17 protein-coding genes and 3 tRNA genes are annotated in these 26,091 nt (G+C 67.4%); 3 read left to right on the top strand and 17 right to left on the bottom strand.

Features of this window, described 5'->3' with window-relative positions; translation table 11 throughout:
* Nucleotides 1-34: 34 nt before the first annotated feature.
* Genes M8009_RS04835 through M8009_RS04825 form a run of 3 tightly spaced genes read right to left on the bottom strand, consistent with a single transcriptional unit; the run spans nucleotide 35 to nucleotide 3,502 of the window.
* The gene (locus M8009_RS04835) at nucleotides 35-1,360 is read right to left on the bottom strand and encodes a sodium ion-translocating decarboxylase subunit beta (protein ID WP_250059630.1); all 1,326 of its coding nucleotides are present in this window, start codon (nucleotides 1,358-1,360) and stop codon (nucleotides 35-37) included.
* A gap of 10 nt (nucleotides 1,361-1,370) precedes the next feature.
* A complete protein-coding gene (oadA, locus tag M8009_RS04830) occupies nucleotides 1,371-3,200 on the bottom strand; it encodes a sodium-extruding oxaloacetate decarboxylase subunit alpha (RefSeq protein WP_250059629.1) in 1,830 nt (609 codons plus the stop codon).
* A gap of 50 nt (nucleotides 3,201-3,250) precedes the next feature.
* Nucleotides 3,251-3,502, bottom strand: a complete 252-nt coding sequence (locus M8009_RS04825) for an OadG family protein (protein WP_250059628.1) — start codon at nucleotides 3,500-3,502, stop codon at nucleotides 3,251-3,253.
* 171 nt (nucleotides 3,503-3,673) lie between these two features.
* Between M8009_RS04825 and M8009_RS04820 the strand changes: the two genes are divergently transcribed.
* The gene (locus M8009_RS04820) at nucleotides 3,674-4,660 is read left to right on the top strand and encodes a tRNA dihydrouridine synthase (RefSeq protein ID WP_250059627.1); all 987 of its coding nucleotides are present in this window, start codon (nucleotides 3,674-3,676) and stop codon (nucleotides 4,658-4,660) included.
* Between the two features lie 197 nt (nucleotides 4,661-4,857).
* Here the strand turns inward: M8009_RS04820 and M8009_RS04815 are convergent.
* From M8009_RS04815 to M8009_RS04775, 9 genes are all read right to left on the bottom strand, one after another.
* A tRNA-Arg gene (locus tag M8009_RS04815) sits at nucleotides 4,858-4,934 on the bottom strand.
* Nucleotides 4,935-5,004: 70 nt separating this feature from the next.
* A tRNA-Arg gene (locus M8009_RS04810) sits at nucleotides 5,005-5,081 on the bottom strand.
* Nucleotides 5,082-5,102: 21 nt separating this feature from the next.
* Nucleotides 5,103-5,195: transfer RNA gene (locus M8009_RS04805), tRNA-Ser, on the bottom strand.
* Between the two features lie 112 nt (nucleotides 5,196-5,307).
* The gene (gene csrA, locus M8009_RS04800; RefSeq protein ID WP_089712664.1) at nucleotides 5,308-5,502 is read right to left on the bottom strand and encodes a carbon storage regulator CsrA; all 195 of its coding nucleotides are present in this window, start codon (nucleotides 5,500-5,502) and stop codon (nucleotides 5,308-5,310) included.
* Between the two features lie 199 nt (nucleotides 5,503-5,701).
* Nucleotides 5,702-6,952 (bottom strand): aspartate kinase, encoded by a 1,251-nt coding sequence (locus M8009_RS04795; protein ID WP_250059626.1) that lies wholly within the window; start codon nucleotides 6,950-6,952, stop codon nucleotides 5,702-5,704.
* Nucleotides 6,953-7,056: 104 nt separating this feature from the next.
* Nucleotides 7,057-9,666, bottom strand: a complete 2,610-nt coding sequence (alaS, locus tag M8009_RS04790) for an alanine--tRNA ligase (protein ID WP_250059625.1) — start codon at nucleotides 9,664-9,666, stop codon at nucleotides 7,057-7,059.
* 208 nt (nucleotides 9,667-9,874) lie between these two features.
* Nucleotides 9,875-10,363 carry a regulatory protein RecX gene (locus M8009_RS04785; protein ID WP_250059624.1) on the bottom strand — a complete coding sequence of 163 codons (489 nt, stop codon included), beginning with the start codon at nucleotides 10,361-10,363 and terminating at the stop codon, nucleotides 9,875-9,877.
* A gap of 3 nt (nucleotides 10,364-10,366) precedes the next feature.
* Nucleotides 10,367-11,440: a recombinase RecA gene (gene recA, locus M8009_RS04780; protein ID WP_250059623.1), complete on the bottom strand. Its 1,074-nt coding sequence runs from the start codon at nucleotides 11,438-11,440 to the stop codon at nucleotides 10,367-10,369.
* A 146-nt stretch (nucleotides 11,441-11,586) separates the two neighbouring features.
* Nucleotides 11,587-12,099 (bottom strand): CinA family protein, encoded by a 513-nt coding sequence (locus tag M8009_RS04775; protein ID WP_250059622.1) that lies wholly within the window; start codon nucleotides 12,097-12,099, stop codon nucleotides 11,587-11,589.
* A 144-nt stretch (nucleotides 12,100-12,243) separates the two neighbouring features.
* Between M8009_RS04775 and mutS the strand changes: the two genes are divergently transcribed.
* Nucleotides 12,244-14,832, top strand: coding sequence for a DNA mismatch repair protein MutS (mutS, locus tag M8009_RS04770; protein WP_250059621.1), 2,589 nt, complete (start codon nucleotides 12,244-12,246; stop codon nucleotides 14,830-14,832).
* 163 nt (nucleotides 14,833-14,995) lie between these two features.
* Nucleotides 14,996-15,319: a ferredoxin FdxA gene (gene fdxA, locus M8009_RS04765; protein WP_250059620.1), complete on the top strand. Its 324-nt coding sequence runs from the start codon at nucleotides 14,996-14,998 to the stop codon at nucleotides 15,317-15,319.
* Nucleotides 15,320-15,817: 498 nt separating this feature from the next.
* On the opposite strand, the gene eno is transcribed toward fdxA, so the two are convergent.
* The 5 genes from eno to gltB form a co-directional block, all read right to left on the bottom strand.
* Nucleotides 15,818-17,110 (bottom strand): phosphopyruvate hydratase, encoded by a 1,293-nt coding sequence (gene eno / locus M8009_RS04760; RefSeq protein WP_250059619.1) that lies wholly within the window; start codon nucleotides 17,108-17,110, stop codon nucleotides 15,818-15,820.
* Nucleotides 17,111-17,193: 83 nt separating this feature from the next.
* Nucleotides 17,194-18,075: a 3-deoxy-8-phosphooctulonate synthase gene (gene kdsA / locus M8009_RS04755; protein WP_250059618.1), complete on the bottom strand. Its 882-nt coding sequence runs from the start codon at nucleotides 18,073-18,075 to the stop codon at nucleotides 17,194-17,196.
* A 5-nt stretch (nucleotides 18,076-18,080) separates the two neighbouring features.
* The gene (pyrG, locus tag M8009_RS04750; RefSeq protein WP_250059617.1) at nucleotides 18,081-19,736 is read right to left on the bottom strand and encodes a CTP synthase; all 1,656 of its coding nucleotides are present in this window, start codon (nucleotides 19,734-19,736) and stop codon (nucleotides 18,081-18,083) included.
* A 227-nt stretch (nucleotides 19,737-19,963) separates the two neighbouring features.
* Nucleotides 19,964-21,385 (bottom strand): FAD-dependent oxidoreductase, encoded by a 1,422-nt coding sequence (locus tag M8009_RS04745; RefSeq protein WP_250059616.1) that lies wholly within the window; start codon nucleotides 21,383-21,385, stop codon nucleotides 19,964-19,966.
* Between the two features lie 50 nt (nucleotides 21,386-21,435).
* Nucleotides 21,436-25,887, bottom strand: coding sequence for a glutamate synthase large subunit (gene gltB / locus M8009_RS04740; protein WP_250059615.1), 4,452 nt, complete (start codon nucleotides 25,885-25,887; stop codon nucleotides 21,436-21,438).
* Between the last annotated feature and the right edge of the window lie 204 nt (nucleotides 25,888-26,091).

Here is a 26,091-nt window from a genome sequence, read left to right as displayed (position 1 = left end):
AAGGCGCCGTTCCGATTCCGCGGGATCCTGCCGATCAGGCCAGGTACTTGATCATCACCCCGGCGGCCACCGCGGAGCCGATCACCCCGGCCACGTTGGGCCCCATGGCGTGCATCAGCAGGAAGTTGTGGGGGTTAGCCTCGAGCCCCACCTTGTTGGAGACCCGCGCCGCCATCGGCACCGCCGAGACACCCGCCGAGCCGATCAGCGGATTGATCGGCATCTTGCTCATCAGGTTCATCAGCTTGGCCATCAGCACCCCGGCGGCGGTGCCGATGCCGAAGGCCACGATGCCCAGCCCCAGGATGCCCAGGGTCTCCAGGGCCAGGAAGCTGTCGGCCATCAGCTTCGAGCCCACCGAGAGCCCCAGGAAGATGGTCACGATGTTGATCAGCGCGTTCTGGGCGGTGTCGGAGAGCCGCTCCACCACCCCGCACTCGCGCATCAGGTTGCCGAAGCAGAACATCCCCAGCAGCGGCGCGGCATCCGGCAGGAAGAAGGCCACCAGCAGCAGGATCGCGATCGGGAAGACGACCTTCTCGAGCTTCGACACCGGACGCAGCTGGGTCATGGTGATCTCCCGCTCCTTCTTGCTGGTCAGCAGCTTCATGATCGGCGGCTGGATCAACGGGACCAGCGCCATGTAGGCGTAGGCGGCCACGGCGATGGCGCCCAGCAGCTCCGGCGCCAGCACGCTCGACACATAGATCGAGGTGGGGCCGTCGGCGCCGCCGATGATGCCGATGGCGGCGGCCTGGTTGAGCGAGAAATCCATCACCCCCAGCGCGGAGAGCCCCACGGCGCCGAACAGGGTGGCGAAGATGCCGAACTGCGCCGCCGCGCCCAGGAACAGCGTGCGGGGATTGGCCAGCAGCGGGCCGAAGTCGGTCATCGCCCCCACGCCCATGAAGATCACCAGCGGGGCGATGCCCGAGGCGATAGCCACCGTGTAGAAGCTGTAGAGCATGCCGTCGCCGTAGCCGACGCCGACCGCCACGTCGCGGGCGGCACGCAGCTCCTCCGGTGCCGCCCCGTCATGGGCCAGCCCCTTGAGCGTCTCGCGCCATGTCTCGACATCGGCCAGCGGATCCAGGCTCGCCCCCAGGGCGGCCCCGAGTTGCTGCAGCACGGCGGGCCTCGCCACTTCGATGGCCTGATCCAGCGCCGACAGCGCCAGCCCCGCCTCGGGAATGTTGGCGAGGATACCGCCGAAGCCGATCGGCACCAGCAGCAGCGGCTCGAACTTCTTGGCCATGGCCAGATAGAGCAGCAACAGCCCCACCAGGATCATCACGACCTGGCCCACATTCAGGTTGTAGAGCCCCGAGCCGGTCCACAGCGTCAGTAGTTTCTCCGTCATGGGACCTTCCTCAGAGCTCGATCAGGACATCACCGACGGCGACGCTATCGCCCTCGCTGACATTGACGGCAGAGACGGTGCCGGCGCCGGTGGCGCGCACCTCGGTCTCCATCTTCATGGCCTCGAGGATGATCACCACGTCCCCCTCCTCGACGCTGTCGCCCTCGCGCACGTTGACCTTGAAGATGTTGCCGGCCAGCGGCGCGTTGATCGTCTCGCCGCTGGCGGCCGGCGCGGCCTCCGACGGGGCGGGAGCGGCCTGCTCCTGGACGGCACCGACCTCGCCGCCCTCGGCGACCTCGACCACGTAGGCCTTGCCGTTGACCTTGACGGTATAGGTCTCGGGGCCGGCCGGCGCCGTGCCCTGAGTCGCCGGTGCCTTGGCCTCTGCTTTCGCGGGCAGGCGGGCGCTGGCGCCTGGAGCCTCTTTACCCGGTGCCTGGGGCGCCGGCTCGAAGGCGTCGGGGTTATCGCGGTTCTTGAGGAACTTCAGGCCGATTTGCGGGAAGAGCGCATAGGTGAGCACGTCATCGATCTCGCGCTCGCCCTCGGCCAGGCGAATGCCCTCGGCCCTGGCCTTCTCCTTGAGCTCGGCGGTCAGCTTGTCCATCTCGGGGCTGAGGTTGTCGGCCGGGCGACAGGTGATCGGTTCGCCCCCCTCCAGCACGCGCGCCTGCAGCTCCTTGTTGAACGGCGCCGGGGCGGCACCGTACTCGCCCTTGAGCAGCGCCTGGACCTCCTTGGAGATCGACTTGTAGCGCTCCCCCATCATCACGTTCATCACCGCCTGGGTGCCGACGATCTGCGAGGTGGGGGTGACCAGCGGGATAAAGCCCAGGTCCTCGCGCACGCGCGGGATCTCCTTGAGCACGTCGTCGAGCTTGTCGCCGGCGCCCTGCTCCTTGAGCTGGCCCTCCATGTTGGTGAGCATGCCGCCCGGCACCTGGGCGATCAGGATGCGCGAGTCGATGCCCTTGAGCGAGCCCTCGAAGGCGGCGTACTTCTTGCGCACCTCGCGGAAGTAGGCGGCGATCTCCTCGAGCAGCTCGAGGTCCAGGCCGGTGTCGCGCTCGGTGCCCTGGAGAATGGCCACCACCGACTCGGTGGGGCTGTGGCCGTAGGTCATGGACATCGAGGAGATGGCGGTGTCGACGTTGTCGATGCCCGCCTCGGCGGCCTTGAGGGCAGTGGCGGTGGACATGCCGGTGGTGGCGTGGCACTGCATGTGGATGGGGATATCCACCGCCTTCTTGAGCTTGGTGACCAGCTCATAGGCGTCGTAGGGCTTGAGCAGGCCTGCCATGTCCTTGATGGCCAGGGAATCGGCGCCCATGGCGGCGATGGTCTTGCCGAGTTCGACCCAGCCATCCAGGGTATGCACCGGGCTCACGGTATAGGAGAGCGTGCCCTGAGCGTGGCCCTCGACCTTGCGTACCGCCTGGATGGCCCGCTCCAGGTTGCGCGGGTCGTTCATGGCATCGAAGACGCGGAAGACATCGACGCCATTGGTCTTGGCCCGCTCGACGAAGCGGTCGACCACGTCATCGGCGTAGTGGCGGTAGCCGAGCAGATTCTGGCCGCGCAGCAGCATCTGCTGGGGGGTGTTGGGCATGGCCGCCTTCAACGCCCGTATCCGCTCCCACGGATCCTCGCCGAGGTAGCGGATACAGGCGTCGAAGGTGGCCCCGCCCCAGGACTCCAGCGACCAGAAGCCGACGCGGTCGAGCTTCTCGGCGATGGGCAGCATGTCATCGAGGCGCATGCGGGTGGCGAACAGCGACTGGTGGGCATCGCGCAGGACGACATCGGTGATGCCAAGCGGGCGTGTCTTGTCAGTCATGGTCGTGACCTTGTCGTGTTGGATGAAAGGGGAAAGGGGGAGCGGTCGCCTCAGCGACGGTGGCGGCGGCGATAGCGATGCACCGCGGCGGTGATGGCGACCATCACGTCATCGTCCTGGCGAGGCGCCGGCGGGCGGCGATTGCCGGTCGCGGCAGGGGCGGGCGGCTCGGGGAAGAAGCGACCGATGACCTTGGACATCAGGGTGGTGACGATCACCAGCACGGTAAGAAAAACAAAGACAAAGCCCATGCCGAGGCCCATCAGGGCAAGCCCTTCATTGAGCAGCTGCGAGTCCTGCATGCGAGTTCTCCTGTTTCTTGCGCATAGTTGGCCTCGATCTCACGAGAAAAACCGGCTTGCGCATTTTTTAGGATGCTATAACCTGCCACATCCCCGACAGATTGCAATGGCGTCATGGTGGAAGTCAGCGTTGTTAATTTACTACATAACGGGCGGATCGGCCTAGCACCCATGGAAGGGGTCATCGATGCGGTGACCCGCGACCTGCTGACCCGCACTCCCGGTTTCGACTGGGTGGTGACCGAGTTCGTGCGCGTGGTGGACGCCCGACTGCCGCCCCGCGTCTTCCACCGCCACTGCCCGGAACTGGCGCGCCCTGGCATCACCACGCCGAGCGGCGTCCCCGTGCAGCTGCAACTGCTTGGCTCCGACCCCGAGGCCTTGGCGGCCAATGCTCGCCAGGCCCTGCGTCTCGGCGCCACCGGCCTGGATCTCAATTTCGGCTGTCCGGCCAAGCTGGTCAACCGTCACGATGGCGGCGCCTCGCTGCTGCGTGACCCGCGACGGGTTCATGCCGCCGTGTCGGCGGTGTCCCGCGCCGTGGGCGACGCGATCCCGGTCACGGCCAAGATCCGTCTGGGCTTCTCCGATCGCCGCCTGGCCCTGGCCTGCGCCCTCGCCACCCAGGACGCCGGCGCCCGGCAGCTGGTGGTCCATGGCCGCACCCGCGACGAGGGCTACCGTCCTCCTGCCCACTGGGAGTGGATCGGCCGCATCCGTCAGCGCCTCTCCATTCCGGTGGTCGCCAACGGCGACATCTGGTCCCTGGAGGACTACTGGAAGGCCCGTACCCTCTCCGGGTGTCGCGACGTGATGCTCGGCCGCGGCGCCCTGGCTGATCCCTGGCTGGCGGCGCGCATCCGCCACTGGCAGGCGACGGGGGAGCGATTGCCCGACACGCCCTGGCGGGCCCGGGCGCAAATCCTCGCCGACTTTGCTGCATTGCAGCGTAGCACACTTCCGGCGCGTGTCGTCACTGCCCTGGTCAAGCAGTGGCTCAACCATATGCGCCAGCGCGACCCCGAGGCGGCCCGCCGCTTCCAGGCCGTGAAACGCCTGCGCGAGCTGGACGCCCTGCTCGCGGGCCTCGAGCCTCCCGAGGCCGCCATCCGACCCCCTATCCCCGTTCGCTCCCCCCATCGGAGCGCGACGGCCTGACGACGGATCACCAGAAGGCGACAGCCCCGCGAAGACGGGCATAAAAAAGAGGCGCTCGTCGCATCACGACGGCGCCTCAAACGATCGCAGGGCCGGCATGCGAGGAACGCCGACCCGGCTAGCAGAACGCAGGACATTGGGCACAGCGGGCCCAGAAAGCAGAAGACCCGCCCTCGCAGGGAGGACGGGTCGAGATCTGGCGCGCCCGGGAGGATTCGAACCTCCGACCACCTGATTCGTAGTCAGGTACTCTATCCAGCTGAGCTACGGGCGCGTAAGGCAACGAACAATCTCGTCGCAGGGGATGAATCGGATTCATGCGCCGACCGCATCCGCAGTGAAGGTGGCGCGCCCGGGAGGATTCGAACCTCCGACCACCTGATTCGTAGTCAGGTACTCTATCCAGCTGAGCTACGGGCGCTTGACCTTCGCGTGACGACAATGGCGGAGAGGGAGGGATTCGAACCCTCGAAGAGGCTATAAACCCCTTACTCCCTTAGCAGGGGAGCGCCTTCAGCCACTCGGCCACCTCTCCCTCATCGACACGGTGCGTATCCTACCGTTTTAGAAGGCCATTGTCCAGCGACCCGGGCGATTTTTCGCCATGGCCCCGCGATGGCGCTCCCGCCCCGATCACCGGCCGCGTGCTAGTCATCGCTCTCGAGGCCGGAATCGGCCTTCTCGCGCTGGATGCGCTGGTAGATCTCCTCGCGATGCACGGCGACATCCTTGGGGGCATTGACGCCGATGCGAACCTGATTGCCCTTGACGCCAAGGACGGTCACGGTGATGTCGTCACCGATCATCAGGGTTTCGCCGACACGGCGGGTCAGGATGAGCATGACTGATCTCCTTCTCAGACTTCTGGCTACGGGATGCTCGCCGGCAGGGACGACGAAGTTACATTGTGCGACAAGTCGTCGTCCCTGACCAATGGCGCCGACCCATGAGACGCCCGCACCACGTTGAAAGGAAGCCCTGTGGCACGGGTGTCGTGGCCTTCCCTACAAGCGTAGAAGCTGTCGTCGCCCCGAGGGAGCCTTATTCGGCGGCGATATCGCTCTTGTCGAGGCCGAAGGCCTTGTGCAGCGCCTTGACCGCCAGCTCCATGTGCTTCTCGTCGATCACCACGGAGATCTTGATCTCGGAGGTGGAGACCATGCGGATGTTGATGTTCTCGTCGGCCAGCACGCGGAAGAACTTCGAGGCCACGCCAGCGTGGGAGCGCATGCCCACCCCGACCAGCGAGACCTTGGCGATGTTGTCGTCACCGCGCAGCTCGCCGCCGCCCAGGTCGGGGATCACCTGCTCCTGGAGGATCTTCATGGTCTGCTTGTAGTCGCCCTTGGCCACCGTGAAGGTGAAGTCGGTGTAGTCACCGGCCGGCGCCACGTTCTGGACGATCATGTCGACCTCGATGTTGGCATCGGCGATCGGCCCCAGGATGCGCGAGGCGACACCCGGCACGTCGGGGGTGTTGAGCAGGGTCAGCTTGGCTTCGTTGGCGGTGAAGGCGATACCGGAGATCAGCGGTTCTTCCATGGAATCCTCGTCTTGGTCGGAGTCTGCAACGATCAGGGTGCCGGGGCCATCCTCGAAGCTGGACAGCACGCGCAGCGGGACATTGTACTTGCCGGCGAACTCGACGGCGCGAATCTGCAGGACCTTGGAGCCTAGGCTCGCCAGTTCCAGCATCTCCTCGACCGTGATGCTGTCGAGGCGCTTGGCCCGGGAGACAACGCGGGGGTCGGTGGTATAGACACCGTCGACGTCGGTATAGATCTGGCACTCGTCAGCCTTCAGCGCCGCCGCCAGCGCCACGCCGGTGGTATCGGAGCCGCCGCGGCCGAGGGTGGTGATGTTGCCCTCCTCATCGACGCCCTGGAAACCGGCGACCACCACCACCTGACCGTCGTCCAGGTCGGCCTGCAGCTCATCGGTCTCGATGCGCTGGATGCGCGCCTTGGTGTAGGCACTGTCGGTGCGGATGCCCACCTGGGAACCGGTGTAGGAGGTCGCCGGCACGCCGATCTTGTGAAGAGCCATGGCCAGCAGCGAGATGGTCACCTGCTCGCCGGTGGAGACCAGCATGTCCATCTCGCGCGGCGTCGGCTCGTCGTTGATCTCGTTGGCCATGCCGATCAGGCGATTGGTCTCGCCGCTCATGGCGGAGACCACGACGACGACCTGGTGGCCGTTGTCGCGAAAGCCCTTGACCTTCTCGGCCACAGCCTTGATGCGCTCCACGGAGCCCACCGAGGTGCCGCCGAATTTCTGTACGTATAGTGCCATATGCCGATTTCCCTCGTGCGTCGAGTGCGAGTCGCGCTCGGATGAGTGAAAGGTGAGTGAAGATGACGAGGGCCGGGACATCGCTGCCCCGGCCCTCGTGGTCCTTACTGGAGTCGCTCCTCGACCCAGACCGGCACGCTCGCAAGCGCGCCCGGCAGCGCCGTGACGTCGCTGCCGCCGGCCTGGGCCATGTCGGGCCGGCCACCGCCCTTGCCGCCGACCTGGGCCGCCACGTGGTTGACCAGCTCACCGGCCTTGACCCGGCCGGTCAGGTCATCGGTGACGCCGGCGATCAGGCTGACCTTGCCGGCCTCGGCGTCGCCCACGCCCAGCACCACGATGCCGGAACCGAGCTTGTTCTTGAGCTGGTCGAGCATGCCGCGCAGCTCCTTGCCGGCCACGCCCTCGAGGCGCCTGGCCAGCACCTTGACACCCTTGACCTCGTGGGCCTCATTGACCATGTCGTTGCCAGCGGCGCTGGCCAGCTTGGCCTTGAGGCGCTCGAGCTCCTTCTCCAGGGTGCGGTTGCGTTCGAGCAGCGACTCGACGCGCTCCTCGGCCTGCTCCGGCTTGGCCTTGAGGCGCTCGCCGATGCGATTCAGGCGCGCCTCCTGCTCGCGGAACCAGGCCAGCGCCCCCTCACCGGTGATCGCCTCGATGCGGCGCACGCCCGAGGCGATGCCCGCCTCGCTGACGATATGGAAGCAACCGATGTCGCCGCTGCGCGCCACATGGGTGCCGCCGCACAGCTCGATGGAGAAGTCATCGGCGCCGATGGTCAGCACCCGCACGCTGTCGGCATACTTGGCCTCGAACAGCGCTGCGGCACCCTTGGCCTTGGCCTCGTCGAGGCTCATGTGCTGGATCCGGGTCGGTGCGTTGGCGAGGATCTGCGCGTTGACCAGGCGCTCCACCTCGGCGAGCTGCTCGGCGGTCATCGGCTCGAAGTGGCTGAAGTCGAAGCGCAGCCGCTCGGGGGTGACCAGCGAGCCCTTCTGCGCCACGTGCTCGCCCAGCACCAGGCGCAGCGCCTTGTGCATCAGGTGTGTCGCGGAGTGGTTGCGCACCGTGGCCGCGCGCAGGCTGGCGTCGACCCGCGGGTGGACCTCGGCGCCCACCGCCAGCTCTCCCTCGAGCAGCACGCCATGGTGCAGATGGTGGCCACCCTGCTTCTGGGTGTCGGTGACCAGGAAGCGCCCCCCTTCCAGCTCCAGGTAGCCGGTATCGCCCACCTGGCCACCGGACTCGCCGTAGAAGGGCGTGCGGTCGAGCACCACGACGCCACGCTGCTCCGGCTCGAGCCGCGCCAGGGAATTACCCTCCCGATCCACCAGGGCGGTGACGGTGGCGCGATCCTCCAGCAGGTCGTAGCCGGTGAAGGCGGTCTCGCCCTCGAGGTCCAAGGCGGCAGCATAGTCGGCGCCGAACTGGCTGGCTGCGCGGGCCCGCTCCCGCTGGGCCTCCAGCTCGCGCTCGAAGCCGGCCTCGTCGAGGCTCACGCCACGCTCCCGGCAGACATCGGCGGTCAGGTCATAGGGGAAGCCGTAGGTGTCATAGAGCTTGAAGACCGTCTCGCCGGGCAGGGTTTCGCCCTCGAGTCCGGCCAGGGCCTCCTCGAGCAGGCCCATGCCGTGCTCCAGGGTACGGGCGAACTGCTCCTCCTCCTTGAGCAGGACGCGCTCGATCTGGTGACGCGCCTCGCGCAGCTCCGGAAACGCCTCCCCCATCTCCACGTCCAGCGCACCCACCAGCCGGTGGAAGAAGTTGCCGCGGGCGCCCAGCTTGTGGCCGTGGCGGATGGCGCGACGGATGATCCGACGCAGGACGTAGCCGCGCCCCTCGTTGGAGGGCAGCACGCCGTCGGCGATCAGGAAGGCGCAGGAGCGGATATGGTCGGCGATCACCCGCAGCGAGGGCGTGCTGGTGTCGCCGTGGCCGGTGGCACGGGCCGCCGCCTCGAGCAGATTCTGGAAGAGGTCGATCTCGTAGTTGGAGTGCACGCCCTGCATCACCGCGGCGATGCGCTCCAGGCCCATGCCGGTATCGATGGAGGGCTTGGGCAGCGGGTTCAGGGTACCGGCCGAGTCACGGTCGAACTGCATGAACACCAGGTTCCAGATCTCGATATAGCGGTCGCCGTCCTCCTCGGGGCTGCCCGGCGGGCCTCCCCACACCTCGGGACCGTGATCGAAGAAGATCTCGGAGCTCGGCCCGCAGGGGCCGGTGTCACCCATCTGCCAGAAGTTGTCCTCGTCGAGCTTGGAGAAGCGCTCGGGGTCGATGCCCATCTCGTCCTTCCAGATGCGCTCGGCCTCGTCGTCGCTGACGTGCACGGTGACCCACAACTTCTCCCTGGGCAGGCCCAGGGTCTCGGTGAGGAACTCCCAGGCAAAGCGGATGGCATCACGCTTGAAGTAGTCGCCGAAGCTGAAGTTGCCCAGCATCTCGAAGAAGGTGTGGTGGCGCGCCGTATAGCCGACGTTGTCGAGGTCGTTGTGCTTGCCGCCGGCGCGCACGCAGCGCTGGGACGAGGCCGCGCGCACGTAGGGGCGGGGGTCACGACCCAGGAAGACGTCCTTGAACGGCACCATGCCGGCATTGGTGAACAGCAGGGTCGGGTCGTTGCCGGGAACCAGTGAGCTGGAGGGCACGACGGTATGGCCGTGCGCCTCGAAGTAACTCAGAAAGGCCTGTCTGATGTCTGCGCTTTTCATGGGGTATCCGTGGCGATGAACGGGGTGACCCGGCGGGCGACGCTGGCTCGAGGCGGCCACCACTGCGCCCCTTCTGCGGGCGCTTCGTGGTGCCGCGGGGTGCCACCCGGGGCGTTCGCAAAGGGAGCCATTATAGCGCAGTTGTCAAGGGACTGAAGGGGCGGTCTGTCCCGGCCAGGGTTATCGCAAATAGCGGTGCCGCTCGAGGCTAATCCGGCGCCGAATCCCAGGCGTGCTCCAGGGCGTGGCGCACCTGCTCGAAATCGAAGCCGCGCTGGGCCAAGAAGCGCTCGCGGCGAGCGCACTCGCGAGGCGTATCGCCGGGTCCCGTGAAGCGCCGCGCGAGCGCCGCGCAGGCCAGGGCGAACCAGTCGCCCTCGCCGGCCTGCTCGCTCTCGGCGAAGGCGTGACGGATCTCCTCCCGGCCAAGGCCGCGTCGCTCCAGCTCCAGCCGGATCTTCAGCGGCCCCTGGCCGCGCAGGATGCGTGAGCGCAGGAAGCTCTCGGCGAAGCGGGCGTCAGACTGCAGACCCTGCTCGGCCAACTCGTCGAGGCACTCGGCGATGCGCTCGGGCGCGTGCCCCTTGGCCGCCAGGCGCTCGGCCAGCTCCCGGCGCGAGTGCTCGCGTCGGGCCAGCAGGCGGACGGCATCGTCGCGAGGCGACGACTCGCCGCCGCCGGAGGGCTGTCCAAGCATGGCTCAGGGCTGGTCGTCGTCGCGGCCGGCCTCGGCGGTGACCGCCTCGTCCACGGCCTGTTCCTTTTCCTTCTTGGGCTCCACCGGGGCGAGCAGCTGGGTGCGGATCTGGCTCTCGATCTCCTCCATCACCGCCGGGTTGTCCTCGAGGAACTGGGCGGCGTTGGCCTTGCCCTGGCCGATCTTGTTGCCCTGGTAGCTGTACCAAGCCCCCGCCTTGTCGATCAGCTTGCACTGCACGCCCAGGTCGACCACCTCCCCGGCATGGTAGATCCCCTTGCCGTAGAGGATCTGGAACTCGGCCTGGCGGAACGGGGGCGCGACCTTGTTCTTGACCACCTTGACCCGGGTCTCGTTGCCGGTGACCTCATCACCCTGCTTGACCGAGCCGGTACGGCGGATGTCCAGGCGCACGCTGGAGTAGAACTTGAGCGCATTGCCGCCGGTGGTGGTCTCGGGGCTGCCGAACATCACGCCGATCTTCATGCGGATCTGGTTGATGAACACCACCATGCAGTTGGCGTTCTTGATGTTGCCGGTGATCTTGCGCAGGGCCTGGGACATCAGGCGTGCCTGCAGGCCGACGTGGGAGTCACCCATCTCGCCCTCGATCTCGGCCCGCGGGGTCAGCGCCGCGACCGAGTCGATGATGATCACGTCGACGCCGCCGGAGCGCACCAGCATGTCGCAGATCTCGAGGGCCTGCTCGCCGGTATCCGGCTGGGAGACCAGCAGGTCGTCGAGGTTGACGCCGAGCTTCTCGGCATAGCTCGGATCCAGGGCGTGCTCGGCATCGATGAAGGCGCAGGTCTTGCCCTGCTTCTGGGCCTGGGCAATTACCGAGAGGGTCAGGGTGGTCTTGCCCGAGGATTCGGGACCGAAGATCTCGACCACCCGACCCAGCGGCAGACCGCCGATCCCCAGGGCGATGTCCAGGCCCAGCGAGCCGGTAGAGACCGAGGGCATCACCACGCGCGGGGCATCGCCCAGGCGCATCACGGTGCCCTTGCCGAACTGGCGGTCGATCTGGGAGAGGGCGGCATCCAGCGCCTTGCTGCGATTTTCGTCCTGAGCCATATAAGGAACTCCTGAGAGGTAGCGAATGGGACGTAGCAAATGAGAGTAACGATGGCCGGCAACCACTGTATGACTGCACAGTAGTATGGCGAAAAAATCCCGGCGCGACCAGCACCGCCGACACGATGCCGCCGGCCGATGAGCGGTCAGGCAGGCTCGAGCCGCCGCACCAGGCCGACCAGCGCCTCGCGCACGGCCTGCTCGCGCACGGCCGCCCGGTCACCCGCGAGGTGGTGGCACTCCGCCTCGGCCCGTTCGGCATCGCCCCAGGCCAGCCAAACGGTGCCCACCGGCTTGTCGGGACTGCCGCCGCCAGGACCGGCTACCCCGCTGATCGCCACGCCGAGCCCGGCGCCGCTGTCGCGACAGGCGCCGGCCACCATCGCCTCGACGACCGCGCGGCTCACCGCCCCATGCTCGGCCAGCAGTGCCTCGGGCACGCCCAGCAGCCGGGTCTTGGCACCATTGGCATAGGTCACGTAGCCGGTCTCGAACCAGTCGGAGCTGCCGGCCACGGCGGTGATGGCGCTGGCCACCCCACCCCCGGTGCAGGACTCCGCGGCGGTGACCGTGATGCCCCGCTCCCTGCAACGCTGTCCCAGCCGCTCGGCGAGGGCCACGAGGTCGAGATCGGCCAGGCGGGAGGCGCGGGTAGGCATGGCATGACTCCTGGATATTCGCAGCGGCCGAGGCGACGTCGGCCGCGCGTGAGCGATGACTTTTCCGTACAATAACGGCTTTGTCAGCGACATGCATGGCGCATTCGACGCCAGCCATCCGTCATCCGCCAGAGCAGGAACCCGATGTCACAGGCCAGTGCCCAGCATACCCCCATGATGAGCCAGTACCTGAAGATCAAGCGCGAGCACCCAGACGTGCTGCTCTTCTATCGCATGGGCGACTTCTACGAGCTGTTCCATGAGGATGCCCGGCGTGCCGCCGCCCTGCTCGACATCACCCTGACCCAGCGTGGCCAGTCCGCCGGCAAGCCGATTCCCATGGCCGGCGTGCCCTACCACAGCGCCGAGGGCTATCTGGCCCGCCTGGTGGCCGCCGGCGAGTCGGTGGCGATCTGCGAGCAGATCGGCGACCCGGCCACCAGCAAGGGGCCGGTGGAGCGCCGCGTGGTGCGCATCGTCACCCCCGGCACCCTCTACGACGAGGCGCTGCTGGATGCCCGCCGCGACAACCTGCTGGTCGCCGTGGCCCCGCTCGGCGAGCGCTGGGGGCTGGCCTGGCTGGAGCTCTCCAGCGGCCGCTTTAACGTGCTCGAGGTCGAGGGCGAGGGCGAGATGCTTGCCGAACTGCAGCGCCTCGACCCCGCCGAGCTGCTGGTGGCCGAGAGCCTGGCCCTGCCGAGCGCCCTGGAGGGGCGCCGTGGCCTGCGTCGCCAGAATGACTGGCTGTTCGACCTCGAGAGCGCGACGCGCACCCTGTGCGACCAGTTCCAGGTCCAGGACCTGCGCGGCTTCGGCTGCGCCCACCTGGAGGCCGCCATCACCGCCGCCGGGGTGCTGGTCGACTATGCCCGGGACACCCAGCGCACGGCCCTGCCCCATGTCACCGCCATCGGCGTGGAGAGCCGCGACGACGCCGTAGTGATCGATGCCGCCAGCCGTCGCAACCTGGAGATCGACGTCAACCTCGGCGGCAGCGCCGACAACACCCTGGCCAGCGTGCTCGACACCACCGCCACAGCCATGGGCTCGCGGCTGCTCAAGCGCTGGCTCAACCGCCCGCTGCGCGACCGCGCCCAGGTCGGTGGCCGCCAGGCGGCGGTGGCGCTGCTGCTCGACGATGAGGGCTTCATCGCGCTGCGCGAGTCGCTCAAGGCGATCGGCGACGTGGAACGCATCCTGGCCCGGGTGGCCCTCTACAGCGCGCGACCGCGCGACCTGGCCCGCCTGCGCGACGCCCTGGTCGCCCTGCCCGAGCTCCAGGCCGACCTCGCGGCCTACGGCGAGGGCAGCACGCTGGACGAGCTCCGCCAGCATATCCACCCCTTCCCGGCGCTGGCCGACACCCTGACCCGCGCCCTGGTGGAGAACCCGCCGGTGGTGATCCGCGACGGCGGGGTGATCGCCGAGGGTTTCGACGCCGAGCTCGACGAGCACCGCGGGCTCGCCGAGCACGCCGGCGACTACCTGATCCGCCTGGAGACCCGGGAGCGCGAGCGGACCGGACTGCCCGGCCTCAAGGTGGGCTACAACCGGGTCCACGGCTACTACATCGAGATTCCCCGGGCCCAGGCCCGGGACGCCCCCGTCGACTATGTCCGCCGCCAGACCCTGAAGAACGCCGAACGCTTCATCATTCCCGAGCTCAAGGAGTTCGAGGACAAGGCCCTCTCGGCGAAGTCCCGCGCCCTGGCCCGGGAGAAGCTGCTCTACGACGGCCTGCTCGACACCCTCAACGCCGAGCTCGCCGCGCTGCAGGGCACCGGGCGGGCGCTGGCGGCACTGGACGTGCTGTGCGCCTTCGCCGAGCGCGCCCGGGCCCTGGAGTTCGTACGCCCGGCGCTGCCCGAGTCACCGGGGATCGACATCCGCGCCGGCCGCCACCCGGTGGTCGAACAGGTCACCGAGACCCCCTTCGTGCCCAACGACCTGGTGCTGGACGACAGGCGCCGCATGCTGGTCATCACCGGCCCCAACATGGGCGGCAAGTCCACCTACATGCGCCAGGCCGCGCTGATCACCCTGCTCGCCCACACCGGCAGCTTCGTGCCGGCGGATGCGGCCACCATCGGGCCGGTGGATCGCATCTTCACCCGCATCGGCTCCTCGGACGACCTGGCCGGCGGACGCTCCACCTTCATGGTGGAGATGACCGAGACCGCCAGCATCCTGCACAACGCCACCGACGAAAGCCTGGTGCTGATGGACGAGATCGGCCGCGGCACCAGCACCTTCGATGGCCTCTCGCTGGCCTGGGCCAGCGCCGAGCACCTGACCCGCAGCCGCGCCTTCACGCTGTTCGCCACCCACTACTTCGAGATGACGGCGCTGGCCGAGCAGGCCGAGGGGGTGGCCAACGTGCACCTCACGGCCGCGGAGCATCGCGACGGGATCGTCTTCATGCACCGGGTGGAGGACGGCCCGGCCAGCCAGAGCTACGGCCTGCAGGTGGCCCAGCTCGCCGGCGTTCCCCAGGGGGTGATCGCCCGGGCCCGGGAGAAGCTCGCCACCCTGGAGCAGCAGGAGATCGACCAGGGCAGCCGGCTGCCGGTCGACACGGCCGCCGCGGGAGAACGGCCGGCCGCGCCCCACCAGGCCGACCTCTTCGCCAGCACGCCCCACCCGCTGGTCGAGCAGCTGGGCAGCCTGGATCCCGACGCGCTGTCGCCCCGCCAGGCCCTGGAGCTGCTCTACCGCTGGAAGGAGGCCCTGTGAATGGCCGACAATGGCGCCGAGCGCCGCTTGCGGGGCCACCCCCGCCGCGACTAGAATGGCTCGATCAAATCCTGGAAATTATAAGAATTTTTCTTCTTATAACTCATTTAGCATCATCGACTACCGGCCGCGCCCTGCCACGGCCAGAGAATGGGAGACTGGCATGACATTCGTCGTCACCGAGAACTGCATCAAGTGCAAGTACACCGACTGTGTCGAGGTCTGCCCGGTGGACTGCTTCTACGAAGGCCCCAACTTCCTGGTGATCCACCCCGACGAGTGCATCGACTGCGCCCTGTGCGAGCCGGAGTGCCCTGCCGAGGCAATCTTCTCGGAGGATGAGCTGCCGGAGGGCCAGGAACAGTTTATCGAGATCAACGCCGAGCTGGCCGAGGTCTGGCCCAACATCAGCGAGAAGCAGGATCCGCCGGAGAATGCCGAGGAGTGGGATGGCAAGCCGGGCAAGCTGGAACTGCTCGAGCGCTGAACCGGGGCCGCGGCCGGACACGACGACGCCGGATGTCATGTGACATCCGGCGTCGTCGTCTCTGCCCTGAGCGAAGAAGGAGAACACTCGGCAAGAAAGGCGGCCCGCAGGCCGCCCGCTCCCAGCCGATCCTCGAGCGGCTCCCTCCGCCCGACTCCCGTGATGCCTTCCCTGCCCGGGAGCGGCCTCCTGCCGCACCGAGCGCATCACTTCACGCATCCCGTTGCATCCTGCCGGAAGAGCATCCCCGCTCTCCCACATCCCGAGTGCAGTGTGGCATAGCCGCATTGCAGCACAACCCCACCCGTGGCGCGCCGGCGACGATCACGCCAGGCCGCCCTTCCACGAAGGCGGTCAGGAAAACCCATTTGAATCAATGAAATGAAAAGGCCCGACCCTGCACGGGGTCGGGCCTGTCCGACGCAGGAGTGGCGAATCTCTTCGCCACTCTGTCGGCGATCTCCTACAGGAGGACAGGCAAAAGGCAACGCTGTTCGCTTACTGCCCCTTGATCGCGGCACGCCCCGGGTAGCCCACCTGGCCGTCCAGCTCCTGCTCGATCACCAGCAGGCGGTTGTACTTGGCGACGCGGTCCGAGCGGCTCAGCGAGCCGGTCTTGATCTGGCCGGCGCAGGTGCCCACCGCGAGATCGGCGATGGTGGTGTCCTCGGTCTCGCCGGAGCGATGGGAGATCACCGCAGTGAAGCCGGCATCCTGGGCCATGCGGATCGCCTCCAGGGTCTCGGAGAGCGAGCCGATCTGGTTGAACTTGATCAGGATGGAGTTGCCGATCCGCTCGTCGATGCCGCGCTTGAGAATCTTCGTGTTGGTGACGAAGAGGTCATCCCCCACCAGCTGGACCTTGTCGCCGAGCTTCTCGGTCAGCGCCTGCCAGCCGTCCCAGTCGGACTCGTCCATGCCGTCCTCGATGGAGACGATCGGGAACTGCTTGCAGAGCTCGGCCAGATAGTCGACGAAGCCCGCGGCGTCAAAGGCCTGGCCTTCGCCGGCGAGGTCGTACTGGCCGTCCCGGTAGAACTCGGAGGAGGCGCAGTCCAGCGCCAGGGTCACGTCGTCGCCCAGGCGGTAGCCGGCGTCCGTCACCGCCTGCTGGATCACCGCCAGGGCCTCGGCATTGGAGTCGAGGTTCGGCGCGAAGCCGCCCTCGTCGCCCACCGAGGTGGCAAGACCGCGGGCGCCGAGCACCTTCTTGAGGGCATGGAAGATCTCGGCACCCATGCGCAGGCCCTCGCGGAAGGTCGGCGCCCCCACCGGCTGGATCATGAACTCCTGGATGTCGACGTTGTTGTCGGCATGCTCGCCGCCGTTGAGGATGTTCATCATCGGCACCGGCATCAGGTACTTCCCGGGCTGGCCGTAGAGCTCGGCGATATGGGCATAGAGCGGCATGCCCTTGGCATTGGCCGCGGCCTTGGCCGCCGCCAGCGACACCGCCAGGATGGCATTGGCACCCAGCGATGCCTTGTTATCGGTGCCGTCCAGCACCAGCATGGCGTCGTCCAGCCCGCGCTGATCACGGGCGTCCATGCCCACCAGGCGCTCACGGATGGTCGTGTTGACGGCCTCCACGGCTTTCAGCACGCCCTTGCCCAGGTAGCGACTCTTGTCGCCGTCACGCAGCTCCAGCGCCTCACGGGAGCCGGTGGAGGCCCCACTGGGTGCACAGGCCACGCCCACGGCGCCGCTTTCCAGGCGTACCTCGGCCTGCACGGTGGGATTGCCGCGGGAGTCGAGCACCTCGATGGCGCGTATATCGACGATCTTGGTCATCTGTGTCGTCCTTCCATACTGTCAGCGTTGATTGGGAAACTGCCGTGCTCTCTCGGCTTGCCAGCGCTGCTCGGTTTACCGGGTTATTCGATTCTTAGTGTGGGAAACCCCTTGACCAGCTCGTCGATGGCCTTGAGCTGGGCCAGGAAGGGCTCGAGGCGATCCAGCGGCAGGGCACAGGGGCCATCGCACTTGGCGTTGTCGGGGTCGGGGTGGGCCTCCAGGAAGAGGCCGGCCAGGCCGACCGCCACCCCGGCACGGGCCAGCTCGGCAACCTGCTGCCGCCGCCCGCCGGCGCTGTCGGCGCGGCCGCCGGGGCGCTGCAGGGAGTGGGTGACATCGAAGAAGACGGGATACCCGGTCTGCTTCATGTCGCCGAAGCCGAGCATGTCGACGACCAGGTTGTTGTAGCCGAAGCTGGAGCCGCGCTCGCACAGCAGCAGCCGGTCGTTGCCGGCCTCCTCGCACTTGCGAATGATGTGGCGAACCTCGTGGGGGGCCAGGAACTGCGGCTTCTTGATGTTGATCACCGCCCCGGTCTCGGCCATGGCCACCACCAGGTCCGTCTGGCGCGCCAGGAAGGCCGGCAGCTGGATGATATCGGCGACCTCGGCCGCCGGTCCGGCCTGCCAGGGCTCGTGGACGTCGGTGATGATCGGCACATTGAAGCGCGCCTTCACATCGGCCAGGATCTCCAGCCCCTTCTCCAGGCCCGGGCCGCGGAAGGAGTGGATGGAGCTGCGGTTGGCCTTGTCGAAGCTGGCCTTGAAGACGTAGGGCATGCCGAGACGGCCCGTCACCGCGGCATAGGTCTCGGCGACCTCGAGGGCCAGCTCGCGGGACTCCAGGACGTTCATGCCGCCCAGCAGCATCAGTGGCAACGAATTGCCGGCCGTCAGGCCGGCGACTGATATATGACGCTCCGGGAGATGCCGTTCGGGGGCGGACTCGCTCGTCACGGACATGGGCCTCACTCCTGGTGGGCGGACTGGGCGCGGATGCGCGCCGCCTTGTGCTCCAGCGCCGCATTGACGAAGCCGGTGAACAGCGGATGGCCATCACGCGGCGTAGAGGTGAACTCCGGGTGGAACTGGCAGGCGACGTACCAGGGGTGGTCCGGCAACTCGACCATCTCCACCAGGGAGTTGTCGACGCTCTTGCCGGAGACCACCAGGCCGGCCTGCTCGAGCTCGTCGATGAACTGGTTGTTCACCTCGAAGCGATGGCGATGGCGCTCGACGATCTCGTCGCTGCCATAGGCCTCCCGCGCCCGGCTGCCGGCCTTGAGTTGGCAGACCTGGCCGCCCAGGCGCATGGTGCCACCCAGGTCGGAGGCCGCGTCGCGCAGCTCGACCTTGCCCTCGGGGCTGAGCCACTCGGTGATCAGGCCGACCACCGGGTGCTGCGTGTCGTGGGTGAACTCGGTAGAGTCGGCATCCTCCCAGCCGGCCACGTTGCGGGCGAACTCGATCACCGCCACCTGCATGCCGAGGCAGATGCCCAGATAGGGAATGCCGTTCTCGCGGGCGAAGCGGGCCGTGGCGATCTTGCCTTCCACGCCACGCTCGCCGAAGCCGCCGGGCACCAGGATGGCATCCTTGCCGGCCAGGCGCTCGGTGCCGTAGCGCTCGATGTCCTCGGAGTCGATGTAGTCGACGTTGACCTTCACCCGGGTCTGGATGCCGGCGTGGATCAGCGCCTCGTTGAGCGACTTGTAGGCGTCGAGCAGCTCCATGTACTTGCCGACCATGGCGATGTTGATCGACTTCAGCGGGTTGAGCTTGGCGTCGAGCACGTGCACCCACTCGCCGAGGTCGGCCTCGTCCGCCTCGAGCCGCAGCTTGTCGCAGACGATGTCGTCGAGGCCCTGCTCGTGGAGCATCAGCGGGATGCGGTAGATGGTGTCGGCGTCCTGCAGCGGGATGACCGCCCGCTCTTCCACGTTGGTGAACAGCGCGATCTTGCGCCGCTCGCCCTCCTCGAGCTCCACCTCGCTGCGACAGATCAGTATATCGGGCTGGATGCCGATGGAGCGCAGCTCCTTGACGCTGTGCTGGGTCGGCTTGGTCTTGGTTTCGCCGGCGGTCTTGATATAGGGCACCAGCGTCAGGTGCATGAAGATTGCCCGGCTCGCGCCAAGCTCGCTTCTGATCTGGCGGATCGACTCCAGGAAGGGCAGCGACTCGATGTCGCCCACGGTGCCGCCGATCTCGACCAGCGCCACGTCGAAGCCCTCGCCGCCGGCATAGACGCGGCGCTTGATCTCGTCGGTGATATGCGGGATCACCTGTACGGTGCCGCCCAGGTAGTCGCCGCGGCGCTCCTTGCGCAGCACGCTCTCGTAGACGCGTCCGGTGGTGAAGTTGTTGGCCTGGGTCATCTTCGTGCGGATGAAGCGCTCGTAGTGGCCCAGGTCCAGGTCGGTCTCGGCGCCATCCTCGGTGACGAACACCTCGCCGTGCTGGAAGGGGCTCATGGTGCCCGGATCCACGTTGATGTACGGGTCGAGCTTGAGCATAGTGACCTTGAGGCCGCGCGCCTCGAGAATCGCCGCCAGCGAGGCCGACGCGATGCCCTTGCCGAGAGAGGACACAACGCCGCCGGTCACGAAGATATATCGTGTCATGGAGAACCTGTCGAAACGTGATCGGTAGGCACGGCAGGAAGCCGCACCAGGATGGGACGACAGACTAGCAGAATACGACCAAAGGCTCAATTTCAGCGCCGAGCGGCCTAGCGAAGGTTCAAGTCAAAAGTGGAAAGTAGCAAGAGCCACATCGTCTCTTGCTACTTTTTACTTGCCACTTTCTACTGGCCACGCCCCTTGGCGGCTCGGCGCTTGTAGCTCGGCGCTTACACGCCCAGGTAGTCGAGGATACCTTCTCCGGCCTGGCGGCCCTCATAGATGGCGGTGACCACCAGGTCGGAGCCGCGCACCATGTCGCCGCCGGCGAAGATCTTCTCGTTGGTGGTCTGGAAGGCGTGGGCGCCCCCCTCCTCCGGCGCCTTGACCCGGCCGCGCTCGTCGAGCTCGATGCCCACGGTCTCGAACCAGGGGGCCGGGCTCGGCTGGAAGCCGAAGGCCACGACCACGGCGTCGGCGGGGATGATCTCCTCGGAACCCGGCACCACTTCCGGGCGCTGCCGGCCGTTCTCGTCGGGCTCGCCCAGGCGGGTGCGCACCACCTTGACGCCCTCGACCTTGCCCTCGCCGACCACCGCCACCGGCTGGCGGTTGAAGAGGAACTCCACCCCCTCCTCGCGGGCGTTGGCCACCTCGCGCTTGGAGCCGGGCATGTTCTCCTCGTCACGGCGATAGGCGCAGATCACGCTGGCGGCACCCTGGCGGATGGCCGTGCGGTTGCAGTCCATGGCGGTATCGCCACCGCCCAGCACCACCACGCGCTGACCCTTCAGCGAGGTGAACTCCCCGGGGTCCTTCTCGAAGCCCAGGCAGTGGTTGACGTTGGCGATCAGGTAGTCGAGGGCCTTGTGCACCCCGGGCAGGTCCTCGCCGGGGAAGCCGCCCTCCATGTACTTGTAGGTGCCCATGCCCAGGAAGACGGCATCGTACTCCTCGAGCAGGCGATCGAACGCGATGTCCTTGCCGACCTCGACGCCGAGGCGGAACTCCATGCCCATCTCCTCGAAGACGGCCCGCCGGCGCTCCATTACCGTCTTGTCGAGCTTGAACTCGGGGATGCCGAAGGTCAGCAGCCCGCCGATCTCCGGATACTTGTCGAACACCACCGGCTTGACGCCATTGCGCACCAGGATATCGGCGCAGCCCAGCCCCGCGGGGCCGGCACCGATCACCGCCACCTTGCGGCCGGTCGGGGTGACGCGGGAAAGGTCCGGGCGCCAGCCCATGGCGAAGGCGGTATCGGTGATGTACTTCTCCACCGAGCCGATGGTCACCGCGCCGAAGCCGTCGTTGAGGGTACAGTCGCCCTCGCAGAGACGGTCCTGGGGGCAGACCCGCCCGCACACCTCGGGCAAGGAGTTGGTCTTGTGACACAGCTCCACCGCCTCGAGGATGTTGCCCTCGCTGACCAGCTGCAGCCAGTTGGGGATGTAGTTGTGCACCGGGCACTTCCACTCGCAGTAGGGATTGCCGCAATGCAGGCAGCGATGCGCCTGGCTGGCCGCCTCCTGGGGCTTGAAGGGCTCGTAGATCTCGGCGAACTCTCGCGCGCGGGTGCGCGCGTCCTTCTTCTGCGGGTCCTGGCGACCCACGTCGATGAACTGGAAATCGTTGCTCAAGCGGTTTGCCATGGTCTCTTCTCCTGGTCTCTGCGTGGCGATATCGTCGTCTCGACAGTCATTTATTCCGGTCGACGCCGGGATTCAGCCAGCAGGCTGCCCAGGCTCGCGGCCTTGGGCTTCACCAGCCAGAAGTGACGGACGAAGTCGCTGAAGTCCTCGAGGATCGCGTGGCCGCGCGCAGAGCCGGTCTCGGCCACGTACTCCTCGATGATCTCCCGCAGATGACGCCGATAGGCCTCCATGGCCTCGGTGTTCACCCGGTGGATCTCCACCAGTTCATGGTTGTACTTGTCGACGAAGGTGCGGTCCTCGTCGAGCACATAGGCGAAGCCGCCGGTCATGCCCGCAGCGAAGTTGACGCCCACCTCGCCGAGCACGCAGACCAGGCCGCCGGTCATGTACTCGCAGCAGTGGTCGCCGGCGCCCTCGATCACCGCATGAGCACCGGAGTTGCGAACCCCGAAGCGCTCGCCGGCGGTTCCCGCGGCGAACAGCTTGCCGCCGGTGGCGCCATACAGGCAGGTATTGCCGATGATGGCGGTGCGGTGGCTCTCGAAGGCGCTGCCGGCAGGCGGCACGATCACCACCTTGCCACCGTTCATGCCCTTGCCGACATAGTCGTTGGCATCGCCCTCCAGGTAGAGATGGAGGCCGCGGGCATTCCACACACCGAAGCTCTGGCCGGCGACGCCGGTGAAGCGCGCGGTGACCGGCGCCTCCTCGAGCCCCGCCTCGCCGTAGCGCTTGGCGATGGCGCCGGAGGTCAGCGCCCCGACGCTGCGGTCGCAGTTGGTGATGGCGAAATCGAACTCGCCACCAGACCTCGCCTCGATGGCATCGCGCAGGGCCTCGAGCACCTCCTGGTTCTTGGCCCCCGGGTCGTGGGGGACGTTGCGGCTGACCGCACAGAACTGCGGCGCGTCTTGTGGCACGAAGTCGTTGCCCAGCAGTCCCGACAGGTCGAGCTTGCGCTGGGAGGCGGTGACGCCCTCGATCGCCTCCAGCAGGTCGGTGCGGCCGATCAGGTCGGTGAGCTTGCCAACCCCCAGCAGCGCCATCAGCTCGCGCACCTCCTCGGCGATGAAGCGGAAGTAGTGCTTGACCATGTCCACGGTGCCGCGGAAATGCTCGTCGCGCAGGTACTGCATCTGGGTGGCCACGCCGGTGGCGCAGTTGTTGAGGTGGCAGATGCGCAGGTACTTGCAGCCCAGCGCCACCATGGGCGCCGTGCCGAAACCGAAGCTCTCGGCGCCGAGGATCGCCGCCTTGACCACGTCGAGGCCGGTCTTCAGGCCACCGTCGGTCTGCAGGCGGATCTTGTCGCGCAGGCCATTGATGCGCAGCGCCTGGTGCACCTCGGGCAGGCCCAACTCCCAGGGGCTGCCGGCATGCTTGATCGAGGTCAGCGGGCTCGCCGCGGTACCGCCGTCGTAGCCGGAAACGGTGATCAGGTCGGCATAGGCCTTGGCCACACCGGTGGCGATGGTGCCGATGCCGGGCTCAGAGACCAGCTTCACCGACACCTGGGCATCGGGGTTGACCTGCTTGAGGTCGAAGATCAGCTGCGCCAGGTCCTCGATGGAGTAGATGTCGTGGTGCGGCGGCGGCGAGATCAGGGTCACGCCGGGCACCGAGTAGCGCAGCCGGGCGATCAGCTCGTTGACCTTGCCGCCGGGCAGCTGGCCGCCCTCGCCAGGCTTGGCGCCCTGGGCCACCTTGATCTGCAGCACCTCGGCGTTGACCAGGTAGGCCGGCGTCACGCCGAAGCGACCGGAGGCGATCTGCTTGATCTTCGAGGAACGGATGGTGCCGTAGCGGGCCGGATCCTCGCCCCCCTCGCCGGAGTTGGAGCGCCCGCCGGCCTCGTTCATGGCCTGGGCCAGGGCCTCGTGGGCCTCCGGGGAGAGCGCGCCCAGTGACATGCCGGCGCTGTCGAAGCGCGGCAGCAGATCCTCGACCGCCTCGACCTCCTCCATCGGCAGCGGCTCGGCGGCGGGTCTGAGCCTGAGCAGGTCACGCAGGGTGGCCGGCGCGCGCTCGTTGACCAGGCGGGCAAACTTCTTCCACTTGGCGTAGTCGCCCTCCTGGACCGCCTCCTGCAGCGCCATGACCACATCGGGGTTGTAGGCGTGGTACTCGTGGCCATGGACGTACTTCATCAGGCCGCCCTGGGAGACCCCCTTGCGCGGCGTCCAGGCCTCACGCCCCAGCAGCTCCTGCTGCAGCTGCAGCTCGCTGAAGCCGGTGCCCTCGATGCGCGAGGCCATGCCGGTGAAGCAGAGATCGACCACCTCGGAGGAGAGACCCACCGCCTCGAACAGCTGCGAGCCACGATAGGAGGCGAGCGTCGAGATGCCCATCTTGGAGAGGATCTTGAACAGCCCCTTCTGCAGGCCCTTGCGGTAGTTCTCCCGGGCATCGGCGGGGTTGCCGACCAGCTCGCCGGTGTGGTGCATGTCGGCCATGACCTGGTAGGCCAGCCAGGGGAAGACCGCGGTGGCCCCGACCCCGAACAGCACCGCCATCTGGTGGGCGTCGCGGGCATAGCCGGTCTCCACCACGATGTTGCAGCGCGGCCGCAGGGCCAGGCGGCCCAGATGATGGTGCACCGCGCCCACGGCCAGCGCCGCATGGATGGGCACCAGCCCCTTGCCCAGCTCGGCGTCGGAGAGCACCAGGAGCACCTTGCCGTCGTTGACCGCCTCCTCGGCCTGGCGGCAGAGCTCATGGATCGCACCCTTGAGGCCGATCTCCTCGGGGTCATAGCCCAGCGTGAGGGTATGGCTGGCGAAGGCAGGATCGTCCTGGTCCACCAGGGCGGCGAACTTGCGCGGCGAGAGGATCGGCGTGGTCAGGATGATGCGATGGGCGTGTTCCGGGGTCGCCTTGAAGACGTTGAGCTCGGCGCCGATGCAGGTCTCCAGCGACATCACGATCGCCTCGCGCAGCGGGTCGATGGCCGGGTTGGTGACCTGGGCGAACTTCTGGCGGAAGTAGTCGGTGAGCAGCCGCTGCTTGCCGGAGAGCACCGCCATGGGGGTGTCGTCACCCATGGAGCCCACCGCCTCCTGGCCGCTCTCGGCCAGCGGGCGCAGCACCTGGTCGCGCTCCTCGAAGCTGACCTGGAACATCTTCTGCTGGGTGAGCAGGGCCTCGGGGTCCATGTTCTGGAAGCTGGCGAGCTCGGTCAGCGCCGACTCCAGGTACTGGGCCTCCTGCTTCAGCCAGCGCTTGTAGGGATAGGCGGACTTGAGGCGCTCGTCGATGTCCGAGGTGTGCAGCACCTCGCCGGTCTCGGTATCCACGGCGAGTATCTGGCCCGGGCCGACGCGCCCCTTGGCGACGACGTCTTCCGGCTTGTAGCCGTAGGTGCCGATCTCCGAGGCCAGGGTGATGTAGCCGTTCCTGGTGATCACCCAGCGCGCCGGGCGCAGGCCGTTGCGGTCGAGCATGCAGACCGCCTGGCGGCCATCGGTCATCACCACCCCGGCGGGGCCATCCCAGGGCTCCATATGCATGGAGTTGTACTCGTAGAAGGCGCGCAGGTCGCCGTCCATCAGCTCCACGTTCTGCCAGGCCGGCGGTACCATCATGCGCACCGCACGATGCAGCTCCATGCCACCGGTGAGCAGCACCTCGAGCATGTTGTCCATGCTCGAGGAGTCCGACCCGGAGGTGTTGACGATCTCGTCGAGCCCGGCGATCTCGGGCAGCCGCTCGTTGACGAAGTTCTCCTTGCGCGAGTTGGCCCAGCCGCGGTTGGCCTCCACGGTATTGATCTCGCCGTTATGGGCCAGCAGGCGGAACGGCTGGGCCAGCGGCCAGCGCGGCGCGGTGTTGGTGGAGAAGCGCTGGTGGAAGACACAGATCGCGGTCTCCAGGCGTTCGTCACCCAGGTCAGGATAGAAGGCCGGCAGGTCCACCGGCATCATCAGCCCCTTGTAGGAAACCACCTCGCGGGAGAGAGAGCAGACATAGAAGTCCTCGTCGTCGCGCAGCTTCTCCTCGGCGCGGCGGCGGGCCATGAACAGGTCCACATCGAACTGGCCGGCCTTGTCATCGTCACCCGGCTCGACGAACAGCTGGCGGATCCGCGGCAGGCAGTCGAGCGCCATGGGCCCGCAGACGCTGGCATCCACCGGCACGTCGCGCCAGCCGGCCACCCGCAGGCCACGCGCCTCGAGCTCGGCGACCAGGGTCTCGCGCCCGCGGGCCTCGCGGGCATCGTCGTCGGGCAGGAACACCACGCCCACGGCGTAGTGCTCGCCCAGGGCGACACCCAGCGCCTCGCGAGCCGCCTCGCGCATGAAGGCATCCGGCATCTGCAGCAGCAGCCCGCAACCATCGCCGGTCTTGCCGTCGGCCGCGATGCCGCCGCGGTGGGTCATGCAGGTCAATGACTCGATGGCGGTCTTGAGCAGGTCATGGCTGGCCTGGCCCTCCATATGGGCGATCAGGCCGAACCCGCAGTTGTCGCGGAACTCGCCGGGCTGATGAAGACCTCTGTTCATGGGCGTGCCTCGATTGAAGGGTTTCTTTGTCAGTCTTCGCATGATATTGTTGTGTTTTTTTCTTTTTTCATGCTGCGCCCGAAACGGGGGCGCGACTGCTCGACAAAAGGCCGACCAGCATAGCCAGAGCCGCCCCCGCCGCGCAATATCACGCCCCGGTCACGCCACGAAAAACCATCGACAAATCCGTTACTTGCATCGCCA

This window comes from Halomonas gemina (genome assembly GCF_023554995.1).
GTDB classification, from domain to species: Bacteria; Pseudomonadota; Gammaproteobacteria; order Pseudomonadales; family Halomonadaceae; genus Halomonas; species Halomonas gemina.
The sequence above is the reverse complement of the archived record's forward strand: the minus strand, read 5'-3'. Positions and strand labels throughout refer to the sequence as shown.

Excerpts from the sequence above, each read along its gene's own strand:
- M8009_RS04745 (WP_250059616.1), bottom strand. The coding sequence starts at position 21,385 with ATGGCAAACCGCTTGAGCAACGATTTCCAGTTCATCGACGTGGGTCGC.
- mutS (WP_250059621.1), top strand. The coding sequence starts at position 12,244 with ATGTCACAGGCCAGTGCCCAGCATACCCCCATGATGAGCCAGTACCTG.
- recA (WP_250059623.1), bottom strand. The coding sequence starts at position 11,440 with ATGGCTCAGGACGAAAATCGCAGCAAGGCGCTGGATGCCGCCCTCTCC.
- eno (WP_250059619.1), bottom strand. The coding sequence starts at position 17,110 with ATGACCAAGATCGTCGATATACGCGCCATCGAGGTGCTCGACTCCCGC.
- fdxA (WP_250059620.1), top strand. The coding sequence starts at position 14,996 with ATGACATTCGTCGTCACCGAGAACTGCATCAAGTGCAAGTACACCGAC.
- kdsA (WP_250059618.1), bottom strand. The coding sequence starts at position 18,075 with ATGTCCGTGACGAGCGAGTCCGCCCCCGAACGGCATCTCCCGGAGCGT.
- alaS (WP_250059625.1), bottom strand. The coding sequence starts at position 9,666 with ATGAAAAGCGCAGACATCAGACAGGCCTTTCTGAGTTACTTCGAGGCG.
- M8009_RS04785 (WP_250059624.1), bottom strand. The coding sequence starts at position 10,363 with ATGCTTGGACAGCCCTCCGGCGGCGGCGAGTCGTCGCCTCGCGACGAT.
- gltB (WP_250059615.1), bottom strand. The coding sequence starts at position 25,887 with ATGAACAGAGGTCTTCATCAGCCCGGCGAGTTCCGCGACAACTGCGGG.
- M8009_RS04795 (WP_250059626.1), bottom strand. The coding sequence starts at position 6,952 with ATGGCACTATACGTACAGAAATTCGGCGGCACCTCGGTGGGCTCCGTG.
- oadA (WP_250059629.1), bottom strand. The coding sequence starts at position 3,200 with ATGACTGACAAGACACGCCCGCTTGGCATCACCGATGTCGTCCTGCGC.
- pyrG (WP_250059617.1), bottom strand. The coding sequence starts at position 19,736 with ATGACACGATATATCTTCGTGACCGGCGGCGTTGTGTCCTCTCTCGGC.
- M8009_RS04825 (WP_250059628.1), bottom strand. The coding sequence starts at position 3,502 with ATGCAGGACTCGCAGCTGCTCAATGAAGGGCTTGCCCTGATGGGCCTC.
- M8009_RS04835 (WP_250059630.1), bottom strand. The coding sequence starts at position 1,360 with ATGACGGAGAAACTACTGACGCTGTGGACCGGCTCGGGGCTCTACAAC.
- M8009_RS04820 (WP_250059627.1), top strand. The coding sequence starts at position 3,674 with ATGGAAGGGGTCATCGATGCGGTGACCCGCGACCTGCTGACCCGCACT.
- csrA (WP_089712664.1), bottom strand. The coding sequence starts at position 5,502 with ATGCTCATCCTGACCCGCCGTGTCGGCGAAACCCTGATGATCGGTGAC.
- M8009_RS04775 (WP_250059622.1), bottom strand. The coding sequence starts at position 12,099 with ATGCCTACCCGCGCCTCCCGCCTGGCCGATCTCGACCTCGTGGCCCTC.